This window comes from Arthrobacter burdickii (assembly GCF_030433645.1).
GTDB classification, from domain to species: domain Bacteria; phylum Actinomycetota; class Actinomycetes; order Actinomycetales; family Micrococcaceae; genus Arthrobacter_D; species Arthrobacter_D burdickii.
This window is the reverse complement of sequence record NZ_JAROCG010000001.1, coordinates 1,104,273-1,125,888: the sequence shown is the minus strand read 5'-3', so window position 1 is coordinate 1,125,888 and position 21,616 is coordinate 1,104,273. Positions and strand designations below refer to the sequence as shown.

Sequence of the window (21,616 nt, the reverse complement as noted above, 5' to 3'; positions counted from 1 at the left end):
CGGACCGGCACGCAGGTCAGGGGATGAGGTTGTCGGCGCGGTAGCGGTCGAAGAGCGAGAGGAAGGCGTCGGATGTCCGCCGGTACCCCGTGAAGCCGGCGTCCCTGCTCTTGCCCATGTCGGTCACCACCTCGATGTCCCGGCCCAGGTCGCTGTCCGTGTGCCACCAGGAGGCCACGCGGTCCAGCCGCGGTTCGGCCAGCCCGTGGCGCTGAGCGAGCTCCGCCCACTGGTCCTCCCGTCCGGCCATGGCCTGCTCGAGCGGTCGCGGTGCGCCGGCATAGCCCTCCCACTCGACGCCGAAGTAGGCGGCGAGCCTCGGCCACATCCAGCGCCACCGGAACACATCGCCGTTGACGATGTTGAAGGCTTCGTCGGCCGCAGCGGGGGTCGTCGATGCCCAGAGCATGTGCTCGGCCAGCAGCCCGGCGTCGGTCATGTCGGTCAGCCCGTTCCACTGCGTCTCCGAGCCCGGGAAGACGAACGGCTCGCCCGACTCCCGGCAGAGGGTCGCCTGGGCCGCGAGTGTGAGGCCCATGTTCATGGCATTGCCCACCGCGTGGCCGATCACCGTGTGGGAGCGGTGCACCGACCAGGTGAACCCCTGCTCCGCCGCCGCCGCGAACAGCTCGTCCTCCTGCGCGTAGTAGAAGTTCGGCACCGGCAGGCGCGGCTCCTCCTCGTGGAACGGAGTGTCCGCCATCTCCCCGGCCGCGTACGCCTCGAACGGGCCGAGGTAGTGCTTGAGGCCCGTCATGAGGGCCACATGGGCCACGTCCTTGCCGCGGAGGGCGGCCAGCAGGTCGCGCAGCATGCCGGCATTGACCGAGATGTTCTCCTCCTCGGTGTCGCGCCGCGACCACGCCGTGAAGAAGACGTGCGTGGGGTTCTCCGGCGCGAGGACGGCTGCCAAGGACTCGGCCGACGTCAGGTCCGCCGACAGCCGGCGCACGCCGTCGCGCTCCGCTCCGGGCGTGCGGGACAGCGCCAGCACGGGCCATCCCTCCGCGGTGAGCTTCTCTACCAGGGCCGACCCGGCGATACCCGTGGCTCCGACCACGAGAGCCCTCCGCTGTCCGTCGCGAGCTGTTGCGGTTCCTGTTGCGGGTGCTGCCGTCATCCTGCGCTCCATCTCGTCGTGCCGCCGCCGGTGCCGGTGTCCCTGCGCGGGCCCGGGCACCGCGTGCGTCCTTCGGCCCGTTCCGGGCCCCGGAATCGACAAGCCGCCCTACGGGCAGGATATTCCGGCGACAGCTGGACCGGGGAGGGCGTCGGTGCCACGGATGCCTGTCCGGCTCAGGGCTCCTGGCCCGTGCCCTCGCCGGCCCAGACCTCCGTATAGAACTGCTGGGAATTCGCGTCCAGCAGTTCCGCATAGAGATCCGGCTTCAGGGCCTGGGCCGAGCCGGCAGGGACCTCGGGTGCGAAGGCGGACACGCCCAGTCCGGCCGCATGGTCCTGCAGGGTCAGGCCGGCGGCCTCGAGGATCGTGGGGTACATGTTCAGCTGGTCCACGCGCGGGCGCAGCGCGGGCGCCCCGCCGGGAACCCAGACCCGGTTGAAGACGGTGCGGTTCTCGTGGTGGTCCAGCTGCTCGTGGAACGCGTTGCCGGCGCTCATGAGCTTGAGGTGGTCGCCGGTGATCACGACGGCGGTGTCCTCGAGGTAGCCCTTGTCCTTCATGTAGTCCACGAAGCCGGCCACCTGGGTCATGGAGCAGGAGTACACGGAGGTGACCACGTTCTGGGTGTCCACGTCGCAGTAGTCGTAGACGTGCACGGGCTCGTGGGTGTCCAGCGTCAGCATGGACAGGTTGAACGGCTCGCCGGTGGCCTCCGCCTCGGCGTGCAGCCGGTCGATCTCGTCGCGGGCGTTCGCCATCAGGCGCTCATCGCTCAGGCCCCAGTCGCTACGGAAGCTCCTCTCCTGCTCGCCCGCGGCACGCCAGTCGGAGAGGTCCTTCTCCTCGGAGTAGCCGTGGGTCTCCAAAAAGACGTCCTTGGCGGCGAAGGAGGCGTTGGCGCCGCCCAAAAAGGCGCTGGTGTAGCCGTGCTCATCCAGGACGTCGCCCAGGCAGGTCAGCCCGCCCAGGTAGGTGTCGGCGCCGCCGCCGAGGTCGTTCGAGGGGGCGCTGCCCGCGGCGGAGCCTCCGGCCTTCAGCGGGACGCCGCACTGCGTCCCGACGATGCCGGCCATGGTCCAGCCTCCGCTCTCGTACTGCTGGAAGTCCTCCACGCTCTGCCAGCCGTCGGCGGCACTGGTGACCTCCTTGAGCGGTGCGAACGCGTCCTTCTCGAACAGCTGCTCGTCCTCGAGGGTGGCCTCGCCTGCCTCGAGGAAGATCAGCACCAGGTTGCGCTTGTCCGCATCGCTGGTCACGGTCGGTTCCACGTAATAGTCGCCGAGGTCGTAGTCCGAGTTCGCCGCCCTGATGTAGTCCCCGATACCCACCGTGGTGGAGAAGGCCGTGGCCCCGCCGATGACCACCGTGGCCACCAGGGCGGTGGAGACGGTGCGCAGGATCCACTGCCGGCGATCCGGACGCAGGTCCTCTCCGCTGCGGCGGCGTGCGCGGCGCCGGTAGTGCTGCCACACGGCGATCCCGACGGTGATGAGCACGGGCGCGACACCGACCCCCAGGATGCCGACCCACACGATGGATCCGCCCCCGCCGTCGGTCTCGACGGAGACGAGGTTCATGAGCATCTGGCTGACGGAGATCGTGCCCCAGTAGAAGCGGATGCCCGCGGCGGCGATGAGCAGGACGAGTCCCGCCCAGATCAGGAGGTAGACCAGGACGTGCCCCACGGCCACGCCGACCCGTCGGGTCACCTGAAGAATCCGGCCAGACATGGCAACACCTCGCGTTCCGGATGCCCGGGTCTTCGCCGAACACCCCTGACATCCGGCCCGTTCTCGGGCCCATCGAAGACTAGTACCGTTACGCTACCCGTTCAACAGCCGTTCACCCCGGCGCAAGGAGTTGTACACGGCGAGTTTGCACACCCGGCGCGGCGGCCCCATCCGGGGAACCTGCGCCACGGCTCTGCGCACCCGGCGCGGCGGCCCGCCATCCAGAGCGTCCAGCAGCACCGCGGGCACCTCAAGGGCGGCCGGCAGAGTGCGTCGCCAGGGCAGCGAGCTCGGCGAGCCCTCCGATCGCCGCCCCGGCACCCAGACGGGGCCGTCCCTGGACGCACGGAAAGGAGGGCACCCGGCCGATGCCCTCCGTTCCCTGATGGGTCAGTCGAGTCCGCGCAGGTCCAGGGTCAGGTCCGTGGCGCCGTCGGCCGTCACGGTAACGGGGATGCCCCAGTCCTGCTGGTACAGGTGGCACGCGGCGTGGTCGGGGATCTCGCCGCCCGGCTCGCCGTCGCAGGACGCGGCCCGCGCGGTGATGTGCAGGACGCCGTCGCCGGCCCCTGGCGCGAGCACGAGCTCGCGCGTCAGCCCGGTCGACGTGCCGCCCCCGGACACCAGGAGGGATTCGGGCGACGCGCTGATCTTCAGCTGCGTGGGATCGCCCCAGCGGTCGTCGAGCTTCTGCCCCTTCGGGGCTGTGAAGCGCACGGTCAGGGCTACGGGGCCCGCGGACATCGGGGTCTTGGGCCGCTGCGTCTGGGACGCGCCCTCGTCGACGGCGAGCGCCTCCTTGGGCAGGGGCACCCGGACCAGCTGGTGCCGGTTGGCCTCGACGACGATGAGCAGCGGATCCCCGCCCTCGGCCACGGGCGTCATGTCCACGAGGACGTCGGACGGTTCGGAGAGGCCGCGCAGCAGCGTGGACACCTGGCGGGTGGCCGGGTCGTAGCGGCGCACGGCACCGTTGTAGGTGTCGGCGATGGCGATGGAGCCGTCGGGGAGCGCCGCGACGCCCAGCGGGTGCTGGAGGCGCGCCTGGTCCGCGTCGCCGTCACGGAAGCCGAAGTCGAAGAGGCCGGTTCCGACGGCCGTCCGTACCTGCACCGTGCTGCGTCCGTCCACCTCGGCAAAGGTCAGGAAGCGGACCGACGAGGTCTCGGAATCGGCGATCCAGACCGTGCCGTCCGCGCCTTCGGCGAGGCCGGAGGACTGGGCGAACCACGCCTCGGAGGCGTCGCCGTCGAGCAGTCCCTCGAGGCCCGTTCCCGCCAGGACCTCGACGGCGGAGGTGCGGGGGTCGAAGCTGAAGATCTGGTGCGTGCCGGCCATGGCGACGACCACGCGGTCCAACACCGACGAGTACAGCACGTCCCACGGGGAGGACAGCGAGACGTTCAGCGCGTCCGTGCCGAGCTGGGTCTCCGTGAGGCGCGGGGTCTCGCTCGGGGCGCCGACCTCGGAGGCGTTCTCCTGCCGCCCCGTCTTCGTGTGGTTCCCGGCGTCCAGCAGGCGCTGGGTCCCGTTGCCGGCGAGGGTGCGCACCTCGCCGGTGGCGAGGGTCACGCCGCGCAGGCGGTGGTTGACGGAGTCGGCGACGACGACGTCGTACCCGACCTCGGAGGCCAGTTCGGCCGGCAGGAGGGCGACGCCCTGGGGCTCGTTGAACTGCGCCTCGTCGGCACCTCCGTCGCGGAAGCCCTTTATGCCGGAGCCGATGGTGCGGCGCACGGTGACGAGGTCCGCCTCGAGCTCGACGAGCCGGTGGTGACCCGTATCACCGGCGAGGAAGGTGCCGGTGGCGGGCAGGGCGAGCAGCTTGCCCGGGAACTTGAGGTCGCCCGCGGTGCTCTCGGCCGGCACGTACGGGCCGTTCCCCCGGTGCAGCGTGCCCTTGGCCTCGTGCTCGGCGACGAGCTCCTCCACGAGGGAGGTCAGGCCGGCGGCATGCCCCTCGCCGGACAGGTGCGCCACGATGTAGCCCTCGGGGTCGATGACCACGAGCGTCGGCCAGGCCCGTGCCGTGTAGGCCTGCCAGGTGGTGAGCTCGGGGTCGTCGAGGACGGGGTGGTGGATGTCGTAGCGCTCGACGGCGGCTGCGAGGGCCACGGGATCCGCCTCGTGCTCGAATTTCGGGGAATGCACGCCGACGGTCACGAGCACGTCCGAGTACTGCTCCTCGAGGGGCCGCAACTCGTCGAGGACGTGCAGGCAATTGATGCAGCAGAACGTCCAGAAGTCGAGGATCACGATCTTGCCCCGGAGATCCTCGAGCTGCAGCTGCCTGCCGCCGGTGTTGAGCCAGTTACGGCCGGTCAGCTCTGAGCCGCGCACGCGGTAGCCGGTGCGCACGGTGGTCTCGGTCATTCATCGTCTCCTGCTGTGGTGGCCCGCGCCGCGGGCTTGCCTCCCGGACGGGGTCCGACGTCGCGCGCGGCGAGGTCGGTGAACATGTTGTTGTAAGCCTCGAGATCGGCGTCGTTATTCCTGTCCGCCGCCCGGTCCTTGCGCTTGGTTTCCCGCGCGTCCGACCGCGACCACATGACGGCCACGCCGATCGCGAGGAGGAGGGTCGGGATCTCGCCGACTCCCCAGGTCACCGCGCCGCCCACCTGCTGGTCGGCGAGGGCCGAGGCACCCCACTCGCGGCCCATGTTGCCGAACCAGGATGCCTCGAGCAGGGACGTCGAACCCATCAGGGTCACACCGAAGAAGGCGTGGAAGGCCATGGTCGCGAAGAGGAGCAGGATCCGGAGGGGGTAGGGCGCGCGGAGCGGAACGGGGTCCGATCCGATCATCGAGAGCACGAAGATGTAGCCAGTGAGGAGGAAGTGCGTGATCATCAGCTCGTGGCCGACGTGCTCGCGCAGGGCGAAGCCGAACAGTGGTGAGTAGTAGAACACGATGATGGACGCCACGAAGTTGCCGGCGGCGAACAGCGGGTGCGTGATGATCCTCGACGGCCAGGAGTGCACGATCACGAGGATCCACTCCCGGAGCCCCCGCGTGCCGTCCCGGCGGGCGCCGAGTGCCTTGAGCGCGAGGGTCACGGGCGCGCCGAGCACCAGGAACAGCGGCACCACCATGGTGAGCGCCATGTGATCGATCATGTGGGCGCTGAAGAGCACCATGCCGTAGATGGCCGGCGCGCCGGACGTGAAGTAGGTCAGCAGCGCCATGCCCACGAGCCAGCTGAGGAGCCGTGGCACGGACCACGAGTCCCCGCGGCGGTGCAGCTTCACCATGCCCAGGATGTAGGCGACGCCCAGCGTCAGCGCGACCGTGATCCAGAGCCAGTCCGGCCGCCATTCGGTCAGCCAGCGGGCCGCGGTGGGCTCCGGCGGGAGGTCGTAACCGGACAGGATGCGGGCCGGGCCGGCCTCGGTGGGGAGCTCCTCCGTACGCGGAGGCGCGGTCCGTCCGAGGGCGCCGGCCACACCGGAGACGGCTCCCATGATGACCAGCTCGACGGCGACGAGCTGCCACAGCACGCGGCGCGCGGACAGCTTCGACGCGGTGCTGCCGGAGGACGCCTCGAGCTGCGGGATGATCCACTGCCGGTGCATCCAGCCGATACCGCCGAGGAGCAGCGTCGCGATGGTCTTGAAGGTGACCAGCAGCCCCCACGAGGAGCTGAGCTGCGCGAGGTCCGTGATGCGGAGGCTGGCGTTCACCACTCCGGAGCCGACCACGAGGACGAAGGCGAATCCTGCGAGGGCCGAGAAGCGCTTCAGGACCGGCAGCGTCTGCCCGCCCAGCGTGCCGCTGACGACGGCCAGGGCGATGATCCCGCCCATCCACAGGCAGATTCCGACGAGGTGCAGCGCGATCGAGTTCACGGCGGCGTTGTGGTCGTCCCCGCTCGCGGAATGGCCGATCAGCGCCATGGGCAGGAGGTTGAGGAGCGCCAGCACCAGCGTCAGTGCCAGGCCGGTCTGCGACCGGACACCGAAGAGGATCGTGGCAAGGACCGCGGAGACGATGGAGGTCACCAGCCAGGCGCGGCCCGTGGAGAAGTCGGTGAGGAAGGCGGCGAGCCCCTGCGTGTACGTGGGGTCGGTGCTCAGCGGCAGGCCCGCGGCGTCGGAATAGGTGAAGACCATGACACCGAGCGCCCCGAGCGTCCAGGCGACGGCGGAGACGGAAGCCAGGAGCAGCACACGAGCGAAGGCGGGGTGCTCGGCCGCACCGTCCTTCGGCTTCCGGCCGGTGTCGCCGACCTTCCGTGGCAGCAGGACCACCGCGAAGACGAGGGCACCGATGGTGGCGGCAGCCGCGGTGTTGTTGAGCACCTTGGCGACGGGCAGGCCCCACCTCGTCAGGGCGCCGGGGTCGCCGAGCTGGCGTGCGGCGGCCGCTCCCGAGTAGGACAGGGCCACGACGAGGGCTGCGAAGACGACGACGCCCGCAAGGATCAGCCAGCCGGTGCCGATGGCGCGGTCCGGAGAGTCGCCGGTGCGCGCCTGGCGGGGGTCTTTCGCTGTTGTGGACACATACACCATTCTCTACCCGAAGTAGAAAATAGGGCTAATCTCCGGGGTGCCTCGGGGGGACGGTGATGGCCGCAGCAGTGCAGCACGGAACGACGAAGGACCGCTGCCGGAACGGCAGCGGTCCTTCGTGGCACGTACTAGGTGATGGACTACTTGGCGGAAGCCTTGAGCTTCGAACCGGCGGTCAGCTTGACGCTGTGGCCGGCGGCGATCTGGATGGTCTCGCCGGTCTGGGGGTTGCGTCCGGTGCGGGCTGCACGGCTGGTGCGCTCGACGGCGAGCCACCCGGGGATGGTGATCTTCTCGTCCTTGGCGATGGACTCGGCGAAGACGTCGAACAGCGCGTCGAGGACGCTGTTGACTGACGCCTGGCTGGTGTCAGCCTTCGCTGCTACCTCGGCAACAAGTTCACTACGGTTTTTAGCCAATTTAGGTCCTCCTGGACGTCACTCTTCTGAACGAGCTTTCCACGGTATACGGAAAGCCTCTGTCCGAAAACCTATCAGCTAGGACGCCCCGCCCCGCGTGTTTACGCGGCTTTTCGGCTTAAACACGATCATTTCGAGGGTGTTTCGGGCCTGCGGGCGACCGCGGTGGGCCGTGTGGGTTCCTCCCCGGTAACTGCTCCTTCGAGGATCGCCGTCCACCGGTGATGCTAATCGTGCTTGTTTTTTTCCGGGGTGGTTAGCACTAGGCTCCATGGACCGCGGTCTAGCAGAAGGCCATGAAGCGGTCATTTGTGGAGTTCACTGTGAATCCTCGTGCCCCCGAATCGGACCAGCCCGGCACCACCCTCCTTCGAGGAGGGCATTCCAGGACCGCCGACACGTCGTCCCCGCCTGAGCCTTTCAGCCCCGGTGGCAGGCACGCCACGGCATCTGGGGGACGCGGAAATGCCGGCAATCCACAGACCATGGCCGGCGCCCTGGTCTTCGCGGTCCGGGACGTCCTACCCGCCGCCGGCAGGTTGGATGCCAAGGCCATAGCGGTGGAACTCGACAAGGGCCTCCGGGCATACTGGGGCCCGGATCACGGCATCACCACCAGTGAGATGCTGGCCACCGCCCGCGACATCAAGACCAGTGCCGCGACAGCAACCCTCAACTAGCGCCCGCGATGCTGTTTTCCCGGCTCGGCCGGTCGGAGCCCATCGGCGAGGCGACCAGGCATAGAATTTAGTTAGGTTGTTTAACAGAGGGCAGCCTTGGGTGCTCCTGGGGGTGCCGTGTGCAGTACGTGTCCACGTGCTGCTGCAGGCATCCCCGGGGGTATACCGACATGCGCCACACCTCACGGCTGCCGCACGGGTGTTCTGACGTGCAGCGCCTGCGAGGGGTTTTGTCCTACAGTCCGTCCGACGTGGATAGCTACGGGGTCTCGCTCAGCCGCCCCGTGGTGACGAGTTCCACAGCCACCTGCAGGAGCTTCGTGTTGGTGTTCGAGCTCGTCACGGTCAGAAGTTCGAAAGCCTGCTCACCGGTGAGCCCGTAGCGTTCCATCAGGATTCCCTTTGCCTGTCCGATCACGTCCCGGCTCTGCAACGCGATGGTCAGGTGTTCGACTTTCTCCGTTACTTCCCGCAGCCGCTCCGATACCTGCTCGAGCGCCGCGAGCCGGTCCCGACCCGTCACGCCGTCGGCCGGGTCGTTCGGGTCGTGCCCCATGATGCGATCCTTGCGTTGTCACCCGTGACCCGTTCGACAGGTCCCTTCCAGACACCCTCTCACGTGGTGTGCCGCCGAAGGACAATCTCGTGACGCCGGGAAGCCGGATGTTTCATGCCCACGGCCTGCGGGTCCGGTTCCCCCGTCGCCCATGGAGCTCCTCAGGCTGCGTCCGACGGATTGCAGGGCACGTGGTGGCATGGAAACGAAGAAGCCGGCAACCCGAGGGTTGCCGGCTTCTCTGCTCACCGCGCGGGGCGGTGGGTGGTGCTGTGGGACTGGAGTGTCCCGGGGTCTGCTACCAGCTCGACTTGGTCACGCCGGGCAGTTCGCCCTTGTGAGCCATGTCGCGGAAGCGGATACGCGAGATACCGAACTTCTGGATGGTGCCACGGGGGCGGCCATCGATCTGGTCGCGGTTGCGCAGGCGTACCGGCGAGGCGTTGCGGGGAAGCTTCTGCAGGCCGAGGCGTGCTGCTTCGCGTGCTTCGTCGGTGGCGTTCTCGTCGACGAGGGTCTTCTTGAGCTCGAGGCGCTTGGCCGCGTAGCGCTCGACGATGACCTTGCGCTGCTCGTTACGAGCAATCTTTGACTTCTTGGCCATGTTTAGCGCTCCTCTCGGAATTCGACGTGCTTGCGGATCTTCGGGTCGTACTTCATCAGGACCATGCGGTCCGGATCGTTACGACGGTTCTTGCGCGTCACGTAGGTGTAGCCCGTACCAGCGGTGGACTTCAGCTTGATGATCGGACGTACGTCCTTGTCCTTTGCCATTAGAGCTTCACTCCCCTCGCGAGGATGGACGCCACGACAGCGTCGATGCCGCGGACGTCAATCGTCTTGATGCCGCGGGCGGAGACCTGCAGCGTCACGTTGCGGCGCAGGGAAGGCACGTAGTAGCGCTTCTTCTGAATGTTGGGGTCGAACCGACGCTTGTTGCGGCGGTGCGAGTGCGAAATGCTGTGTCCAAAGCCGGGCTCGGCTCCGGTCACTTGGCAGTGGGCTGCCATAACTCTCCTCCAGATTAGATGAACGTGACGGAATCACTTGTTGAGCGTCCCGCCACCAGTAATGACACCGTTATTACTGCAGCTTTCCGGAGGTTGACCTGGCAGGGTGAGAACCTGCCGAAGCGCCTCGCCGCGGGGAAGACGGTGAAGATTAGGCGGGCGCGGCCTTGCGGCCGGCACAGCCTTAAATTCTAGGTAGTCACGGGTAGCTGGGCAAATCCCGGCCCGTCCTGGAACGGGTCGGCATCGTCCACAGCCAAACGCCCTACCATACTACCGACAGGATCCGGCTCGACCAAACCGGGTCAGTCGGTGCGCCGCCCGTCCCGGTCGACGACGGCGGGCGCGTCCGGTCCGGCGCCCACCCGCTGCCCTGAGACGTCGGCGCCCGAGTCGACGATCGCGTATTTCACGTGCGCGCCCTCCCTCACCCGGACCCGGTTCAGCAGGACGGAGTCCTCGACGACGGCGCCGGCCTCGACCGTGGCCCCGGAGCCGATCACGCTCCTGCGGACGGTCCCGTACACCACCGCGCCGGGGGCCAGGAGGGAGTCGGCCACGACGGCGCCCTCCCGGAGGAAGGCCGGAACCACCTGCGGGGGCTCCGTGAGGATCGGCCAGTCCGGGTCGGCGAGGTCCAGGCCCTTGCCGTCCACCAGGTCGAGGTGGGCGCGGAGGTAGTTGGCCGGCGTGCCGAGGTCCCGCCAGTACCCCTCGAGCCTGTGCTCGACGACCGATCCCCGCTCGACGAGGTGCGGCACGAGGTGGTGACCGTAGTCCCCGAGCCCGTCCCGGTCGTCCTGCAGGTGCCCGAGCGCATCGAGGAGCGTCGCTGCCGTGTAGAGGAAGACCTCCGCCGCGACGATCCTCGTCTGCGGCTCCTCGGGCTTGTAGGCGAAGGCTGTCACCCTGCCGTCGTCGTCCACCGCGACGACGCCGTGGTTGGAGGCGTCGCCGTCGAAGTCGACCGTGACCATCGTCAGCTCTGCTCCCGCGCGGAGGTGGGTGTCGACGACGTCGCGGTAGTCCAGGCGGTACAGGTGGTCGGAACTCAGCACCAGGACCAGGTCCGGCGCGAAGTCGCGGATGAAGGCGGCCTGGCGGAGCAGGCCGTCGGCGTTCCCCTCGGCGAATCCCTCCCCCTCGTGGCCGCTGAACGGAGGCAGCACCAGCAGCCCGCCGCGCGTGCGGTCGAGGTCCCAGGGCCGGCCGTTGCGGAGGTGGTCGTTGATGGTCTTGGGCTGGTACTGCTCCATGATCCAGACATCGGAGATCCCGCTGTGGTGCAGGTTGGACAGGGAGACGTCGATCAGCCGGAAGCTGCCGGCCAGCGGCATGGCCGGTTTCGCCCGATGGTGGGTCAGGGCGCCGAGGCGCCCTCCTGCTCCACCCGCCAGCACGATCGCGAGGATGCGGGGCTGGTGCCCGAACTGTGCGCGCTGGTCCATCGTGCCGTCCTTGTCCTGCCGGATCACTGCCCGGTGATGAGTGCCTGGTCGGGGGCCGGTCCCCTGCGGAGAGAACCGGACGCGGGGCCCAGAACGGCGGCCTCGGCCGCCGCTTCGCCGTCGGACAGGATCCAGTGGGCGCCGTCCATGCCCCGGAGGATCTTGCGGCCCACCCTCTCCAGGTCCGCAACGTCCTGTCCGTCCAGGGCGTCGAACACCGTGGAGCGGACCTGCGAGACGTGGGACACCGCGAGTTCGGTCAGCGTGTCGAGCCCTGCAGGGGTGAGCGAGGCCGTGGTCACGCGTCCATCGGAGTCGGAGGGCAGCCTGGTGACCCAGCCCCGGGCCTCCAGCTTCTTCACCACGTGGCTCAGGCGCGAGAGCGACGCCGCCGAGCGGGCAGCGAGTTCGCTCATGGGCAGGCGCGTCCCTTCCGACTCGGAGAGCATCGCCAGCACGTGGTAGTCGAACAGGGTGATCCGGGCCTCACGAAAGAGCTGGGCGTCGAGGGATGCCGGGAGCAGGGACGTCAGCGCGTAGAGAGCCAGCCATGCCCGCCGCTCGTCCGGTGTGAGCCATTGCGCCGCCATCCGCTCATTCTGGCACACGCCCTCCCCTGCCCCGTAGGGCGCCTCCGGCACTTCGACGGGTTGCAGATGGAGCGGGAACCGTACTCGCCCGTGCCCTCAGGCGCGAGCGGATGCCCGGTGCGGGTGGACCGGGGCCGGGTACTTCGCTGTCAGGGCATCTCCGGAGGAGACTCCGCGCAGGCGCCTGCCGACCCACGGTGTGACGTACTCGCGCGCCCACTGCGCATCCGCCCGCAGCTGCTCCATCCGCCGAAGGGCCGGGCGCGCATCGAGCTCCGGCAGGTCGATGGCATGCGAGGCCTTCATGGCCTCCAGGACCCGGGCGGCCATGAGCGTGTGGCCCGCCGTGGACATGTGCATCCGGTCGACGTCCCAGTACCTCCAGTCCTGGAACTCGCGCAGGCGCCAGTAGTCGACGATCGTGGCCTCGCGCCGGTCCGCGATCTCACGCACCCACTCGTTGTACACGGCGGTGCGCCCGCGGGTCTTGCCGAAGACGGCGGACCCCGCAGTGTCGAAGCCGGTGAAGAGCACGACGTCGGCTCCCGCGTCGCGGAGCCTGCCGATGCCGTCGTCGTAGTGGAACATCAGCCGGTCGATGTCGATCCGGGGGCGCAGGATGTCGTTGGCGCCGGCGTAGAGGGTGACGAGCGTCGGTTCGAGCGCCAGGGCTGCGTCGACCTGCTCGTCGAGGATCTGGCGCATCTTCTTGCCGCGGATGGCGAGGTTCGCGTAGCCCCAGGACGCGTCGGCCAGGATGAGCTGCTCGGCCACACGGTCGGCCCAGCCGCGGACGCCGTTGGGGGACCCCGGGTCCCAGTCACCCACCCCTTCGGTGAAGGAATCGCCAAGGGCCACATAACGCTGGGGAAAGGTCACCGTCAAAGATTACCCTCGGCACCGACGGCCACCGGGATAAGCTCGACGGAGCCATCCGTTGACACCCGCCCGAAGGACATCATGCCCGACGCATCTCCCGAAGCGACCCCGGACGCGGTTCCGGCGGTTCCGGACACCGGATCGCGCAGCCGACGTGCCGCGCTCATCATCAATCCCATCAAGGTCACCACGGTCGACGTGCAGGGCGCTGTCCAGCGCATCTCCGCCGAGGAGGGCTGGGAGGATCCCCTGGTTATCGAGACCACCGAGGACGACCCCGGGCACGGCCAGGCGCAGGAGGCCCTCGACGCCGGAGTGGACCTCGTGATCGCGGCAGGCGGGGACGGCACGGTGCGCTGCGTGGCCGAGGAGCTCGCGGGGACCGGCACCATGATGGCACTCGTCCCGCTGGGCACGGGCAACCTGCTGGCCCGCAACCTCGACATCGCCGTCGACGATCCGGATGCCGCCGTCGAGGCCGCCTTCCGCGGGACCGAGCGCACCATCGACGTCGTGCACGTGACGGTGGACCGCGCGCAGGACGCGCACGTGTTCCTGGTCATGGCCGGTATCGGGTACGACGCGGCCATCATGTCGGACACGCGCGACGACCTGAAGGACAAGGTGGGCTGGCTGGCCTACGTCGACGCGGGGATCCGCAACCTCCCGGGCAGGCCGGCGCGCACCACCATCTCGGTGGACGGCGGCAGGTCCTTCGAGCGCCGCCTGCGCAGCGTGATGGGCGGCAACTGCGGCAAGATCATGGGTGGCCTCGAGATCTTCCCGGGCGCGAAGATCGACGACGGCCTGATGGACCTCATGACCCTGGCACCCCGGGGGAAGCTCGGGTGGCTCGCCGTCGCCGGGAAACTGTTCACGCGCGGCAAGGGCAAGGACCCGTCACTGGAGTACTTCCAGTGCCGCACCGCGGAGGTCACCCTGCACGAACCGCTGGAGGTGCAGCTCGACGGCGATCCCCTCGGCAAGGCCACGCATATGGCGTTCGAGGTGAAGCCGGATTCGCTGCGTCTGCGGATGCCGCTGGGGTACAAGGACCCGGCCGTCGTCAGCGAGCCGCTGCCCTAGCAGGGGAGGATCGGACGGCTACAGCCAGGGCTTCGGGTCGACCTTCTTGTCGTCGACCATCACCTCGAAGTGGAGGTGGCAGCCGGTGGAGTTCCCCGTGCTGCCGACCGCCCCGAGGACGTCCCCGCGCTTCACCTTGGTGCCGGCCTGCACGTCGAGGGCGCTCAGGTGGTTGTAGGTGGTCTTCAGCCCGTCGCCGTGGTCGACCACGATGCGCTGGCCCCCGCCGTAGGCATGCCAGCCGGAGTCGACGACTGTGCCGGCATCCGCTGCCTTGACCGGCGTCCCGCAGGCACCGGAGTAGTCCAGGCCCTCGTGGAGTTCGTCGGCAGCCCCGCTCACGGGGTTGACGCGATACCCGAAGGTGGAGGCCAGGACCGGGTGGTCCACCGGAGCCCCGAAGGCCTTGCGGTCCTGGAGCGCAGGAGTGAGTGACGCGGAGCGTGCCCGGGCACTCGCGATGCCCGGCGCGACACCCTCCACGGCCCGACCGGCCCCCTCGAGGGTGAAGGTCACCGGCGCCTCCGCAGCAGCCGTGACGGCCTGCATGCCTGCTGCAGGGGTGGCCGCCGTCGTTGCCGAGGGTGCGACGGCACCCAGCAGCAGTCCCGCCGAGGCGAGGACGATGCCGGCCGTAGCGGCGTTTCCGCGCAGTCTCGCGAACGCCGTCGTACCTCCGGCTCTTTCCTGCCGGAGGTCGCGGCGCGTCGGCTGCGAGACCCACTGGAGGGCGCGATCGTCGGAGGCGCGAGGGCGCTCGGGCAGAACGGTATTCATCAACTGCTTACCTCTCTGGAACGCCCGCGAAGTTAGCTGTCGGATTCGAGCAAGAGTTGACTCGGCCCCTCTGCACGGCCCTCCACCGCGGAAATGTCGCAGGCGGGGCCGAACTAGCATGGAAGGGCTTCACCCCGAGGCGGCTCAGGCCGCCGGAACGTGGGTCCTCCACCCCTGTCACAGTGTGTTCAGGCGGTCCGCTGACAGGGTTAGGCGTACGGACCTGGATCTGGAATCCAGCTTTGACTGCTTAAAACAGTAGGTCACAGCGCACGAAGTTACAATTTCGTTATCGCATTTGGGGATAACTGTGATAAAGGTCGCCCGCCATAGTGCGGAGAGCGGTCCGGAACGGTTCGACGGCCGCGTCAGGTCAGTTCCGCGCGCCCCTTGCGCCAGTAGCCCATGAAGGCGACCTGCTTCCGGTCCACACCCACGTCCCGCACCAGGTAACGGCGCAGCCCGCGCACGACGGCAGCCTCACCGGCGATCCACGCGTAGAAGGGCTGGGTGCCGGAGGGTCGCCCGGGATTGACAGTCGACTGCACGACGGCCGCGTCGAGGAGCTGCGGGGTCTCCCAGAGGATGGTCCCGTCGACGTCGACCTCCTCGGGCTCCCTGCCCCCCTGGACGTCCGGGCCCGAGAGCGACACCCAGCCCGGCACGCGCACCGCGTCCCGGACGGCCGCCTCCAGCAATTCGCCGTGCGCCTTCCCTGCCCGGGCCAGCCACTTAATGGTCACCGCCGACCGCGTCGCGATCGGCTGGACGTCCTGCACGTCCGGCACCTCGAGGAACGCGGAGCCGCTGATGTCCTCGGGGAGTGCCTCGAGGATGGCGCTGATGGCCGGGACGGCCGTCTCGTCTCCGGCGAGGAGGACGTGCTGGGCGAGGCCGGGGCTCCACTCGATGCCTCCGTACGCACCCGCCGTCCTGCATTGCGCCGCCGACGCGTTGGGGCCGATCATGCAGACCCGGTCGCCGGGCCGGGCAGCCGCGGCCCACTCCGCCGCCGGGCCGCCGCGGCCGTCGTCGTCGAGGTGCAGGACGAAGTCGACGTCGATCTCCGTCCGCGGGCCCCGGCGACGCGCGGTGCGCACGGTGTACGTGCGCATGAACCCGCGCTCCTCCGCCTCCATGCCGAGCCACAGCTGGTACCAGTTCGCTGCGTTTCCGCGCTCCATCAGGCCTGCTATGTCGGGGCACTCCCGGCCGGCCGGCGGGATGATGATCTTGATCCGGAGGTCGAGGCTGTCCCCGGCCACCCCGAACGCCTCGAGGCACGCACCGCCGAAGGTGATGCGTCGGAAGGTGGCACCGAGGTCCTGCACGGCCGTGACGACGACGTCGAACGCCAGCACCATCGGTTCGGTGTCGGCGGCGGTCCGCCGCACGCTGCGCTGGGTCATTTCGGTCATGATGCTGCCTCCACGTGGGCCGGAACGGTGTCCTGGGGATTGGGTCGGTAGCCCCGGCCCTGCTCGCCGGCGGGGGACGTCCGGGCGTGGACCGGCGACGGGCCGTGGTACCTGCCGATGGGAACCACCATGGGTGTGCCGGACACGGGGTCCTCGACGACCCGGCACTCCAGGTCGAACACGCCTGACACCGTCTCCTGGGTGACGACGGCGGCCGGCGGCCCCTCGGCCACGATCCGGCCGTCCCGCATGGCGATCAGGTGGTCGGCGTAGCGCGCGGCCAGGTTGAGGTCGTGCAGCACCATGACGACGGTGGTGCCCGAGCGCCGGTTGAGGTCGGTGATGAGGTCGAGGACCTCGATCTGGTGCGTGACGTCGAGGAAGGTGGTGGGCTCGTCGAGCAGCAGGATCCCCGTCTGCTGCGCGAGGGCCATGGCGATCCACACGCGCTGGCGCTGCCCGCCGCTCAGCTCGTCCACGGTGCGGTCGGCGAGGGCGAGCGTGTCGGTGGCCTCGAGGGCGCTCGCCACGGCGTCGTCGTCCTCGGGCGTCCACTGGCGGAACCAGCCCTGGTGGGGGTACCGGCCCCGACCCACGAGGTCGGCGACGCTGATGCCGTCCGGAGCGACCGGCGTCTGCGGGAGAAGTCCGAGGACGCGTGCGACGGCCTTCGTGGACTGCTCCTGGATGTCCGCTCCGTTGAGCACCACGGTGCCCTCGGCCGGCTTGAGCAGCCGTGCGAGCCCGCGCAGCAGCGTCGACTTGCCGCACGCGTTGGCGCCGACGATCACCGTCACCCGGCCGGGCGGCAGGTCGACGGAGAGGGCGTCGACGACGGTGCGCTCGTCGTACGCGAGCGTGAGCTCCTCGGCGGACAGTGTGTCCGCCGCTGTGGGGTCGTGGCGCGGAGCCATTCTCAGCCTCCCTGGCCTGATCGGTTCGCCGTGGCGAGCAGCCACAGCAGGAACGGCGCACCGAGCGCGCCGGTGACGACGCCGACGGGCAGCGACGTCCCGGGAACGAGGTTGGCGGCGACGAAGTCCGCCCCGAGGACGATGACGGCACCCACGAGGGCCGCCATCGTCAGCGACGGCCGGTTGCCGAGCAGCCGGCGCGCGATCGGCCCGGACAGAAAGGCGATGGAGGCGATCGGCCCGGCGGCGGCGGTGGCGACCGCGGCGAGGGCGACGGCGGTGGACATCAGTCCCAGCCGCGACGCCTCGACGCGTACCCCGAGACCGGCTGCGGCGTCGTCGCCCAGTTCCAGGCCCTGCAGGCTGCGCGAGAGGACGGCCGCGGCGGGCAGGAGGACCACGAGGGCGGCAGCCAGCACGGTGGCGCGGTCCCAGTTGCTCGCATTGAGCGAGCCGGTGAGCCAGAGCAGCGCTTCGGTCGCCGTGCGGAGATCGGTGCGGGTGACGAGGAAGCTCACCAGCGCATGCATCAGCGCCGCGCACCCGATGCCGACGAGGATGAGCCGGTAGCCGGCCACTCCCCCGCGGCGCGCAATGAGGTAGATCGCCGCGGCGACCACCATCGCTCCGGCGAGCGCCGAGAGCGACACCGCGGCGCCCGCAGCCCCGAAGAGGACGATGGCCGTGACGGCGGAGGCGCTCGCCCCGTAGCTGATGCCGATGATGTCCGGACTCGCCAGCGGGTTCCGCAGCATCGTCTGGAAGACCGCGCCGGCAACGCCGAAGGCCAGGCCGACCAGGACGCCGATCACGGCGCGGGGCAGCTTGTTCTCGAGGACGATGAAGCTTGCCCCGGGGATGTCGGCCCCGCCGAGGATCCGGAAGAAGTCGGGGATGGTCACGGTGTAGGAGCCGAGCAGGACGGTGACGGCGAACAGCACGACGACGACGCCCGCGGCGGCACCGATCCGGACAGCCCTGCCGCGTCGGCGACGCGCGCGGACGAGCGCGAGCCGGGCAGCCGGGGCCGGGACCGACTGCGGAGGAGGGAGGGGGACGCCGGGACCGCGGTGGAGCGAGGTGCTCACAGCTGCGCCATCCTGCGCCGGCGCACGAGCCAGATGAAGAAGGGGGCGCCGACCACTGCCGTCATGATGCCCACCTGCACCTCGCCCGGCGGCAGGATGACCCGGCCGAGGATGTCGGCCCCGAGCAGCAGCACGGGTCCGAGGAGTGCGGAGAACGGCAGGATCCAGCGGTAGTCCGGCCCGACGGCGAGCCGCACCATGTGCGGGATCACGAGTCCCACGAAGGCGACCGGCCCGGCAGCGGCCGTTGCCGCGCCGCACAGGACCACGACGCCAAGTGCGGTGATACCGCGCGCCAGGTTCACGTTCTGGCCGAGGCCGCGCGCGACGTCGTCGCCCAGTGCCAGGCTGTTGAGGACCCTGCCTGTTCCGAGGGTCAGTACGAGTCCTCCGAGGAGGAACGGGGCCACGGCGGCGATGACGTCCCATCCCCGGCCGGACAGTGTGCCGACCTGCCAGAAACGGAAGGCGTCGAGGGTCTCCTGGCTCGAGACGAGGACGGCGTTCGTGAGGCTCCCGAGTCCCGCCGCCAGCGCGGCGCCGGCGAGGGCGAGCTTCACCGGCGTCGCGCCCTCCCGGCCGAGGCTCGCCACGGCGTACACGGCGAGCGCCGCGGCGCCCGCACCGGCGAAGGCGAACCAGATGTAGCCGGAGGCGCTGCTGAGCCCGAAGAGGTAGATGCCAACGACGACCGCGAGCGAGGCCCCGGCGTTGAGGCCGAGGATGCCGGGGTCCGCCAGCGGGTTCCGGGCGATGCCCTGCAGGGCGGCACCGGCGGTGGCCAGCGCTGCGCCGACGAGCAGGCCGACGACGGTCCGGGGGACGCGGGAGAGCACGACGGCCTGGTCGCCGTTCGAGGGATCGAAGGCCGTGATGGCGTCGATCATCGTCGGAAGGCCCACGGAACGGGCCCCGATGGTGAGCGAGCCGAGGCAGCATGCGAGGAGGACCACCGCTGCGATGAGGAGCTTCACCAGGGTCCGCCGCGTCGAGGACCGGCGGACGGCGGGGCGGGAATCCCCGGCGGGAGCGGGGCGCAGGGAGGAGGCCTGGACTGCCATGAAGCCTCCCTCAGACGGACGATCGGTCTGAAGTAAGGCTAGCCTACGCTCCTTGCAATTAAGAAACGAGTTTGTTCCCTAATGTCCCGCGGCCGGGCTGCCACGGGTGCCGTGGCGGCCCGCGCGGCTATGCGGCCGCGGGCGGCGTCCCGTCGCCGAAGGGCCGCCCGCCGAGGGAGTCCCGGCCGTGCGCGGTGGTCCACCCCGCGAGGTCCGGGCCCTTGGGCACGATCCCGGTCGGATTGATGTCCTCGTGGACGATGTAGTAGTGCTTCTTGATCTGCTCGAAGTCGATCGTGTCACCGAACCCGGGGGTCTGGAACAGGTCCCGGGCGTACCCCCAGAGGGCAGGCATCTCGGTGAGCTTGTTCCGGTTGCACTTGAAGTGGCCGTGGTAGACGGGGTCGAAGCGGACCAGCGTCGTGAACAGTCGGACGTCGGCCTCCGTGATGGTGTCCCCGACGAGGAACCGCTGCGTGGACAGGCGGTCCTCGAGCCAGTCCAGGGCCGTGAACAGCCGGTCGTAGGCGGCGTCGTAGGCCTTCTGGGAGCCCGCGAAGCCGCAGCGGTACACACCGTTGTTCACCTCGGTGAAGACCCGCTTGTTGACGGTGTCGATTTCTCCGCGGAGGTCCTCCGGGTACAGGTCCGGCGCACCCTCGCGGTGGAAGTCCTTCCACTCGCTGGAGAAGTCGAGCGTGATCTGCGGGAAGTTGTTGGTCACCACCGCACCCGTGGTGATGTCCACGAGGGCCGGCACCGTGATGCCGCGTGAGTAGCCGGGGTCGCGCTTGAAGAACGCTTCCTGCAGCCGCTCGATGCCGAGCACCGGGTCACGTCCGCCCGGGTCGAGGTCGAAGGTCCAGGACCGGCTGTCGTGCGTGGGTCCCGGCGTGCCGAGGGAGATGGCGTCCTCGAGTCCGAGGAGCCGCCGGACGATGATGGCGCGGTTGGCCCAGGGGCAGGCCCGGGCGGCGATGAGGCGGTAGCGCCCGGCCTCGACCGGGTAGCCGTCGGCGCCGTCGCGCGTGATCCTCGTCTCGATGTACTGGGTGTCGCGGGTGAACTCCTCCCCGGAGGTCACGTAGGACCCTTTGGTGCTGTGCTCGGACGTGTCAGCCTGCTGGGTGTCGGACATACCGCCAGTCTAGGACCGCGGACATGCGGGAGGCCCGGCCGTTGACTCGTCCGGGCCTCCTGTGCGTCGGGAGGGGGGCCTACCGTCCGGCGGCCTCCCGGCCGTACTTCTCGCGCAGCTCGCGTCCCTCGTTCACGAGTTTGCGCTGCTTTTCGTGCTTCTTCTCGGCGGCCTTGATGTCCCGTGGCGGGAGCTGGATGCTGTCCTCGGCCTCGATGCCGGCCTGGAGTTCGCGGGCACGCTCCATCTCGGCGTCGAACTCGACGCCGAACAGGAGGGAGAGGTTGGCGAGCCAGATCCAGAGGAGCAGGACGATCACACCGGCAATCGCGCCGTAGGTCTTGTCGTAGTTGCCGAAGTTGGCGACGTAGAGGGAGAACGCCGCTGTGGTGATCGCCAGGACGAGCAGGGCGATGAAGCCGCCCAGGCTCATCCAGCGGAACTTGGGCTGCTTGACGTTCGGGGAACCGTAGTAGAGCACCGCGATCATGAGCACCGCGAAGAACACGACGACCGGCCACTTCGCGATGTTCCAGATGGTGAGCGCAGTTCCACCGAGACCGATGGTGTTCCCAACTGCTTCGGCAACCGGACCCGACAGGACGAGCATGAGGCCCATGATCACGATCAGCACGAGCACGACGACGGTGATGAGGAGCATCTGAGGCCGCAGCTTGAAAAACCCGCGGCCCTCCTCGACCTCGTACACCCGGTTCATGGCGCGGGAGAAGGCATTGACATAGCCCGACGCCGACCAGATGGCGCCCAGGAGGCCGATCACGAAGGTCAGCCCGGCCGCCTGGTTCGAGGCGAGGTCCTCGATCGTCGGCTTGATCGTCTTCACGGCGTCGGCCGGGGCGAACTGGCCGACGATCTCCAGGACCTGGTTCGTGGTGGCCTGGGCCTGACCGAACAGTCCGAGGAGGGACAGCAGGGCGAGGATGCCCGGGAAGATCGCGAGCACCGCGTAGTAGGTCAACGCGGCGGCCAGATCGGTGCACTGGTCCTTGCCGAACTCGTTGAGCGACCGCTTGAAGACGTATTTCCAGGCCGGCTTCGAGACGTCTCCCGGATCGTCGGGCTTGCGAGGATCATTGGGGTCGGGCGCAGCCTGTGCCTTCTTGCCCGCCTCACTCTGCGGGTCGCTGCGCACCTTGCTGTTACTGCTCACGGGTACCTCCCAGTCGGGCC

Annotated in this window: 21 protein-coding genes and 1 riboswitch; of the genes, 2 read left to right on the top strand and 19 right to left on the bottom strand. The window is 69.3% G+C overall.

The window, feature by feature from the left end; all coding sequences use genetic code 11:
* Positions 1 to 16: 16 nt before the first annotated feature.
* The 5 genes from P5G52_RS05275 to P5G52_RS05255 all read right to left on the bottom strand — a co-directional run bounded on the left by P5G52_RS05275 (position 17) and on the right by P5G52_RS05255 (position 7,780).
* Complete coding sequence (locus P5G52_RS05275) at positions 17 to 1,120, bottom strand: SDR family oxidoreductase (protein WP_301225310.1); 1,104 nt, start codon at positions 1,118 to 1,120, stop codon at positions 17 to 19.
* Positions 1,121 to 1,296: 176 nt separating this feature from the next.
* Positions 1,297 to 2,853: an LTA synthase family protein gene (locus P5G52_RS05270; RefSeq protein WP_301225308.1), complete on the bottom strand. Its 1,557-nt coding sequence runs from the start codon at positions 2,851 to 2,853 to the stop codon at positions 1,297 to 1,299.
* Positions 2,854 to 3,243: 390 nt separating this feature from the next.
* Complete coding sequence (locus P5G52_RS05265; RefSeq protein WP_301225306.1) at positions 3,244 to 5,226, bottom strand: NHL domain-containing thioredoxin family protein; 1,983 nt, start codon at positions 5,224 to 5,226, stop codon at positions 3,244 to 3,246.
* On the bottom strand, positions 5,223 to 7,361 hold the full coding sequence (locus P5G52_RS05260; protein WP_435868643.1) for a bifunctional copper resistance protein CopD/cytochrome c oxidase assembly protein: 2,139 nt from the start codon (positions 7,359 to 7,361) through the stop codon (positions 5,223 to 5,225). The genes P5G52_RS05265 and P5G52_RS05260 overlap by 4 nt, the downstream gene beginning before the upstream one ends.
* A gap of 140 nt (positions 7,362 to 7,501) precedes the next feature.
* Positions 7,502 to 7,780 carry an HU family DNA-binding protein gene (locus tag P5G52_RS05255; protein ID WP_087074140.1) on the bottom strand — a complete coding sequence of 93 codons (279 nt, stop codon included), beginning with the start codon at positions 7,778 to 7,780 and terminating at the stop codon, positions 7,502 to 7,504.
* A gap of 485 nt (positions 7,781 to 8,265) precedes the next feature.
* Between P5G52_RS05255 and P5G52_RS05250 the strand changes: the two genes are divergently transcribed.
* Positions 8,266 to 8,460 (top strand): hypothetical protein, encoded by a 195-nt coding sequence (locus P5G52_RS05250; RefSeq protein WP_301225303.1) that lies wholly within the window; start codon positions 8,266 to 8,268, stop codon positions 8,458 to 8,460.
* A 259-nt stretch (positions 8,461 to 8,719) separates the two neighbouring features.
* Here the strand turns inward: P5G52_RS05250 and P5G52_RS05245 are convergent, their stop codons facing one another.
* From P5G52_RS05245 to P5G52_RS05215, 7 genes are all read right to left on the bottom strand, one after another.
* On the bottom strand, positions 8,720 to 9,016 hold the full coding sequence (locus P5G52_RS05245; protein ID WP_301225301.1) for an ANTAR domain-containing protein: 297 nt from the start codon (positions 9,014 to 9,016) through the stop codon (positions 8,720 to 8,722).
* A 298-nt stretch (positions 9,017 to 9,314) separates the two neighbouring features.
* The gene (gene rpsN, locus P5G52_RS05240; RefSeq protein WP_087074136.1) at positions 9,315 to 9,620 is read right to left on the bottom strand and encodes a 30S ribosomal protein S14; all 306 of its coding nucleotides are present in this window, start codon (positions 9,618 to 9,620) and stop codon (positions 9,315 to 9,317) included.
* 2 nt (positions 9,621 to 9,622) lie between these two features.
* Entirely contained in the window at positions 9,623 to 9,790 is a 168-nt protein-coding gene (rpmG, locus tag P5G52_RS05235; protein ID WP_019481734.1) for a 50S ribosomal protein L33, read from the bottom strand.
* On the bottom strand, positions 9,790 to 10,026 hold the full coding sequence (gene rpmB / locus P5G52_RS05230) for a 50S ribosomal protein L28 (protein ID WP_043441573.1): 237 nt from the start codon (positions 10,024 to 10,026) through the stop codon (positions 9,790 to 9,792). The genes rpmG and rpmB overlap by 1 nt, the downstream gene beginning before the upstream one ends.
* 305 nt (positions 10,027 to 10,331) lie before the next feature.
* On the bottom strand, positions 10,332 to 11,474 hold the full coding sequence (locus P5G52_RS05225; RefSeq protein ID WP_301225295.1) for a glucose-1-phosphate adenylyltransferase family protein: 1,143 nt from the start codon (positions 11,472 to 11,474) through the stop codon (positions 10,332 to 10,334).
* Between the two features lie 23 nt (positions 11,475 to 11,497).
* Positions 11,498 to 12,064, bottom strand: coding sequence for a MarR family winged helix-turn-helix transcriptional regulator (locus P5G52_RS05220; protein WP_363321864.1), 567 nt, complete (start codon positions 12,062 to 12,064; stop codon positions 11,498 to 11,500).
* A 96-nt stretch (positions 12,065 to 12,160) separates the two neighbouring features.
* Positions 12,161 to 12,943 carry an SGNH/GDSL hydrolase family protein gene (locus P5G52_RS05215; RefSeq protein WP_301225294.1) on the bottom strand — a complete coding sequence of 261 codons (783 nt, stop codon included), beginning with the start codon at positions 12,941 to 12,943 and terminating at the stop codon, positions 12,161 to 12,163.
* 81 nt (positions 12,944 to 13,024) lie between these two features.
* On the opposite strand from P5G52_RS05215, the gene P5G52_RS05210 reads away from it, so the two are divergent.
* Positions 13,025 to 14,029, top strand: coding sequence for a diacylglycerol/lipid kinase family protein (locus tag P5G52_RS05210; protein WP_301225292.1), 1,005 nt, complete (start codon positions 13,025 to 13,027; stop codon positions 14,027 to 14,029).
* Positions 14,030 to 14,047: 18 nt separating this feature from the next.
* Here P5G52_RS05210 and P5G52_RS05205 read toward each other — a convergent pair whose 3' ends face one another.
* The 7 genes from P5G52_RS05205 to P5G52_RS05175 form a co-directional block, all read right to left on the bottom strand.
* Positions 14,048 to 14,806, bottom strand: a complete 759-nt coding sequence (locus P5G52_RS05205; protein WP_301225290.1) for a M23 family metallopeptidase — start codon at positions 14,804 to 14,806, stop codon at positions 14,048 to 14,050.
* Positions 14,807 to 14,812: 6 nt separating this feature from the next.
* Positions 14,813 to 15,011, bottom strand: a riboswitch (cyclic di-AMP (ydaO/yuaA leader).
* A 163-nt stretch (positions 15,012 to 15,174) separates the two neighbouring features.
* A complete protein-coding gene (locus tag P5G52_RS05200; protein WP_301225288.1) occupies positions 15,175 to 16,224 on the bottom strand; it encodes a siderophore-interacting protein in 1,050 nt (349 codons plus the stop codon).
* Positions 16,221 to 17,138: an ABC transporter ATP-binding protein gene (locus tag P5G52_RS05195; protein ID WP_301225286.1), complete on the bottom strand. Its 918-nt coding sequence runs from the start codon at positions 17,136 to 17,138 to the stop codon at positions 16,221 to 16,223. The genes P5G52_RS05200 and P5G52_RS05195 overlap by 4 nt, the downstream gene beginning before the upstream one ends.
* 2 nt (positions 17,139 to 17,140) lie before the next feature.
* The gene (locus P5G52_RS05190; RefSeq protein ID WP_301228657.1) at positions 17,141 to 18,106 is read right to left on the bottom strand and encodes a FecCD family ABC transporter permease; all 966 of its coding nucleotides are present in this window, start codon (positions 18,104 to 18,106) and stop codon (positions 17,141 to 17,143) included.
* A 116-nt stretch (positions 18,107 to 18,222) separates the two neighbouring features.
* Positions 18,223 to 19,287, bottom strand: a complete 1,065-nt coding sequence (locus tag P5G52_RS05185; RefSeq protein ID WP_301225284.1) for a FecCD family ABC transporter permease — start codon at positions 19,285 to 19,287, stop codon at positions 18,223 to 18,225.
* Between the two features lie 127 nt (positions 19,288 to 19,414).
* The gene (locus P5G52_RS05180; RefSeq protein ID WP_301225282.1) at positions 19,415 to 20,425 is read right to left on the bottom strand and encodes a glutathione S-transferase family protein; all 1,011 of its coding nucleotides are present in this window, start codon (positions 20,423 to 20,425) and stop codon (positions 19,415 to 19,417) included.
* Between the two features lie 79 nt (positions 20,426 to 20,504).
* Positions 20,505 to 21,596, bottom strand: a complete 1,092-nt coding sequence (locus P5G52_RS05175) for a YihY/virulence factor BrkB family protein (protein ID WP_301225280.1) — start codon at positions 21,594 to 21,596, stop codon at positions 20,505 to 20,507.
* Between the last annotated feature and the right edge of the window lie 20 nt (positions 21,597 to 21,616).

Excerpts from the sequence above, each read along its gene's own strand:
- P5G52_RS05275 (WP_301225310.1), bottom strand. The coding sequence starts at position 1,120 with ATGACGGCAGCACCCGCAACAGGAACCGCAACAGCTCGCGACGGACAG.
- P5G52_RS05270 (WP_301225308.1), bottom strand. The coding sequence starts at position 2,853 with ATGTCTGGCCGGATTCTTCAGGTGACCCGACGGGTCGGCGTGGCCGTG.
- P5G52_RS05265 (WP_301225306.1), bottom strand. The coding sequence starts at position 5,226 with ATGACCGAGACCACCGTGCGCACCGGCTACCGCGTGCGCGGCTCAGAG.
- P5G52_RS05260 (WP_435868643.1), bottom strand. The coding sequence starts at position 7,361 with ATGGTGTATGTGTCCACAACAGCGAAAGACCCCCGCCAGGCGCGCACC.
- P5G52_RS05250 (WP_301225303.1), top strand. The coding sequence starts at position 8,266 with ATGGCCGGCGCCCTGGTCTTCGCGGTCCGGGACGTCCTACCCGCCGCC.
- P5G52_RS05245 (WP_301225301.1), bottom strand. The coding sequence starts at position 9,016 with ATGGGGCACGACCCGAACGACCCGGCCGACGGCGTGACGGGTCGGGAC.
- rpsN (WP_087074136.1), bottom strand. The coding sequence starts at position 9,620 with ATGGCCAAGAAGTCAAAGATTGCTCGTAACGAGCAGCGCAAGGTCATC.
- rpmG (WP_019481734.1), bottom strand. The coding sequence starts at position 9,790 with ATGGCAAAGGACAAGGACGTACGTCCGATCATCAAGCTGAAGTCCACC.
- rpmB (WP_043441573.1), bottom strand. The coding sequence starts at position 10,026 with ATGGCAGCCCACTGCCAAGTGACCGGAGCCGAGCCCGGCTTTGGACAC.
- P5G52_RS05225 (WP_301225295.1), bottom strand. The coding sequence starts at position 11,474 with ATGGACCAGCGCGCACAGTTCGGGCACCAGCCCCGCATCCTCGCGATC.
- P5G52_RS05220 (WP_363321864.1), bottom strand. The coding sequence starts at position 12,064 with ATGGCGGCGCAATGGCTCACACCGGACGAGCGGCGGGCATGGCTGGCT.
- P5G52_RS05210 (WP_301225292.1), top strand. The coding sequence starts at position 13,025 with ATGCCCGACGCATCTCCCGAAGCGACCCCGGACGCGGTTCCGGCGGTT.
- P5G52_RS05205 (WP_301225290.1), bottom strand. The coding sequence starts at position 14,806 with ATGAATACCGTTCTGCCCGAGCGCCCTCGCGCCTCCGACGATCGCGCC.
- P5G52_RS05200 (WP_301225288.1), bottom strand. The coding sequence starts at position 16,224 with ATGACCGAAATGACCCAGCGCAGCGTGCGGCGGACCGCCGCCGACACC.
- P5G52_RS05195 (WP_301225286.1), bottom strand. The coding sequence starts at position 17,138 with ATGGCTCCGCGCCACGACCCCACAGCGGCGGACACACTGTCCGCCGAG.
- P5G52_RS05185 (WP_301225284.1), bottom strand. The coding sequence starts at position 19,287 with ATGGCAGTCCAGGCCTCCTCCCTGCGCCCCGCTCCCGCCGGGGATTCC.
- P5G52_RS05180 (WP_301225282.1), bottom strand. The coding sequence starts at position 20,425 with ATGTCCGACACCCAGCAGGCTGACACGTCCGAGCACAGCACCAAAGGG.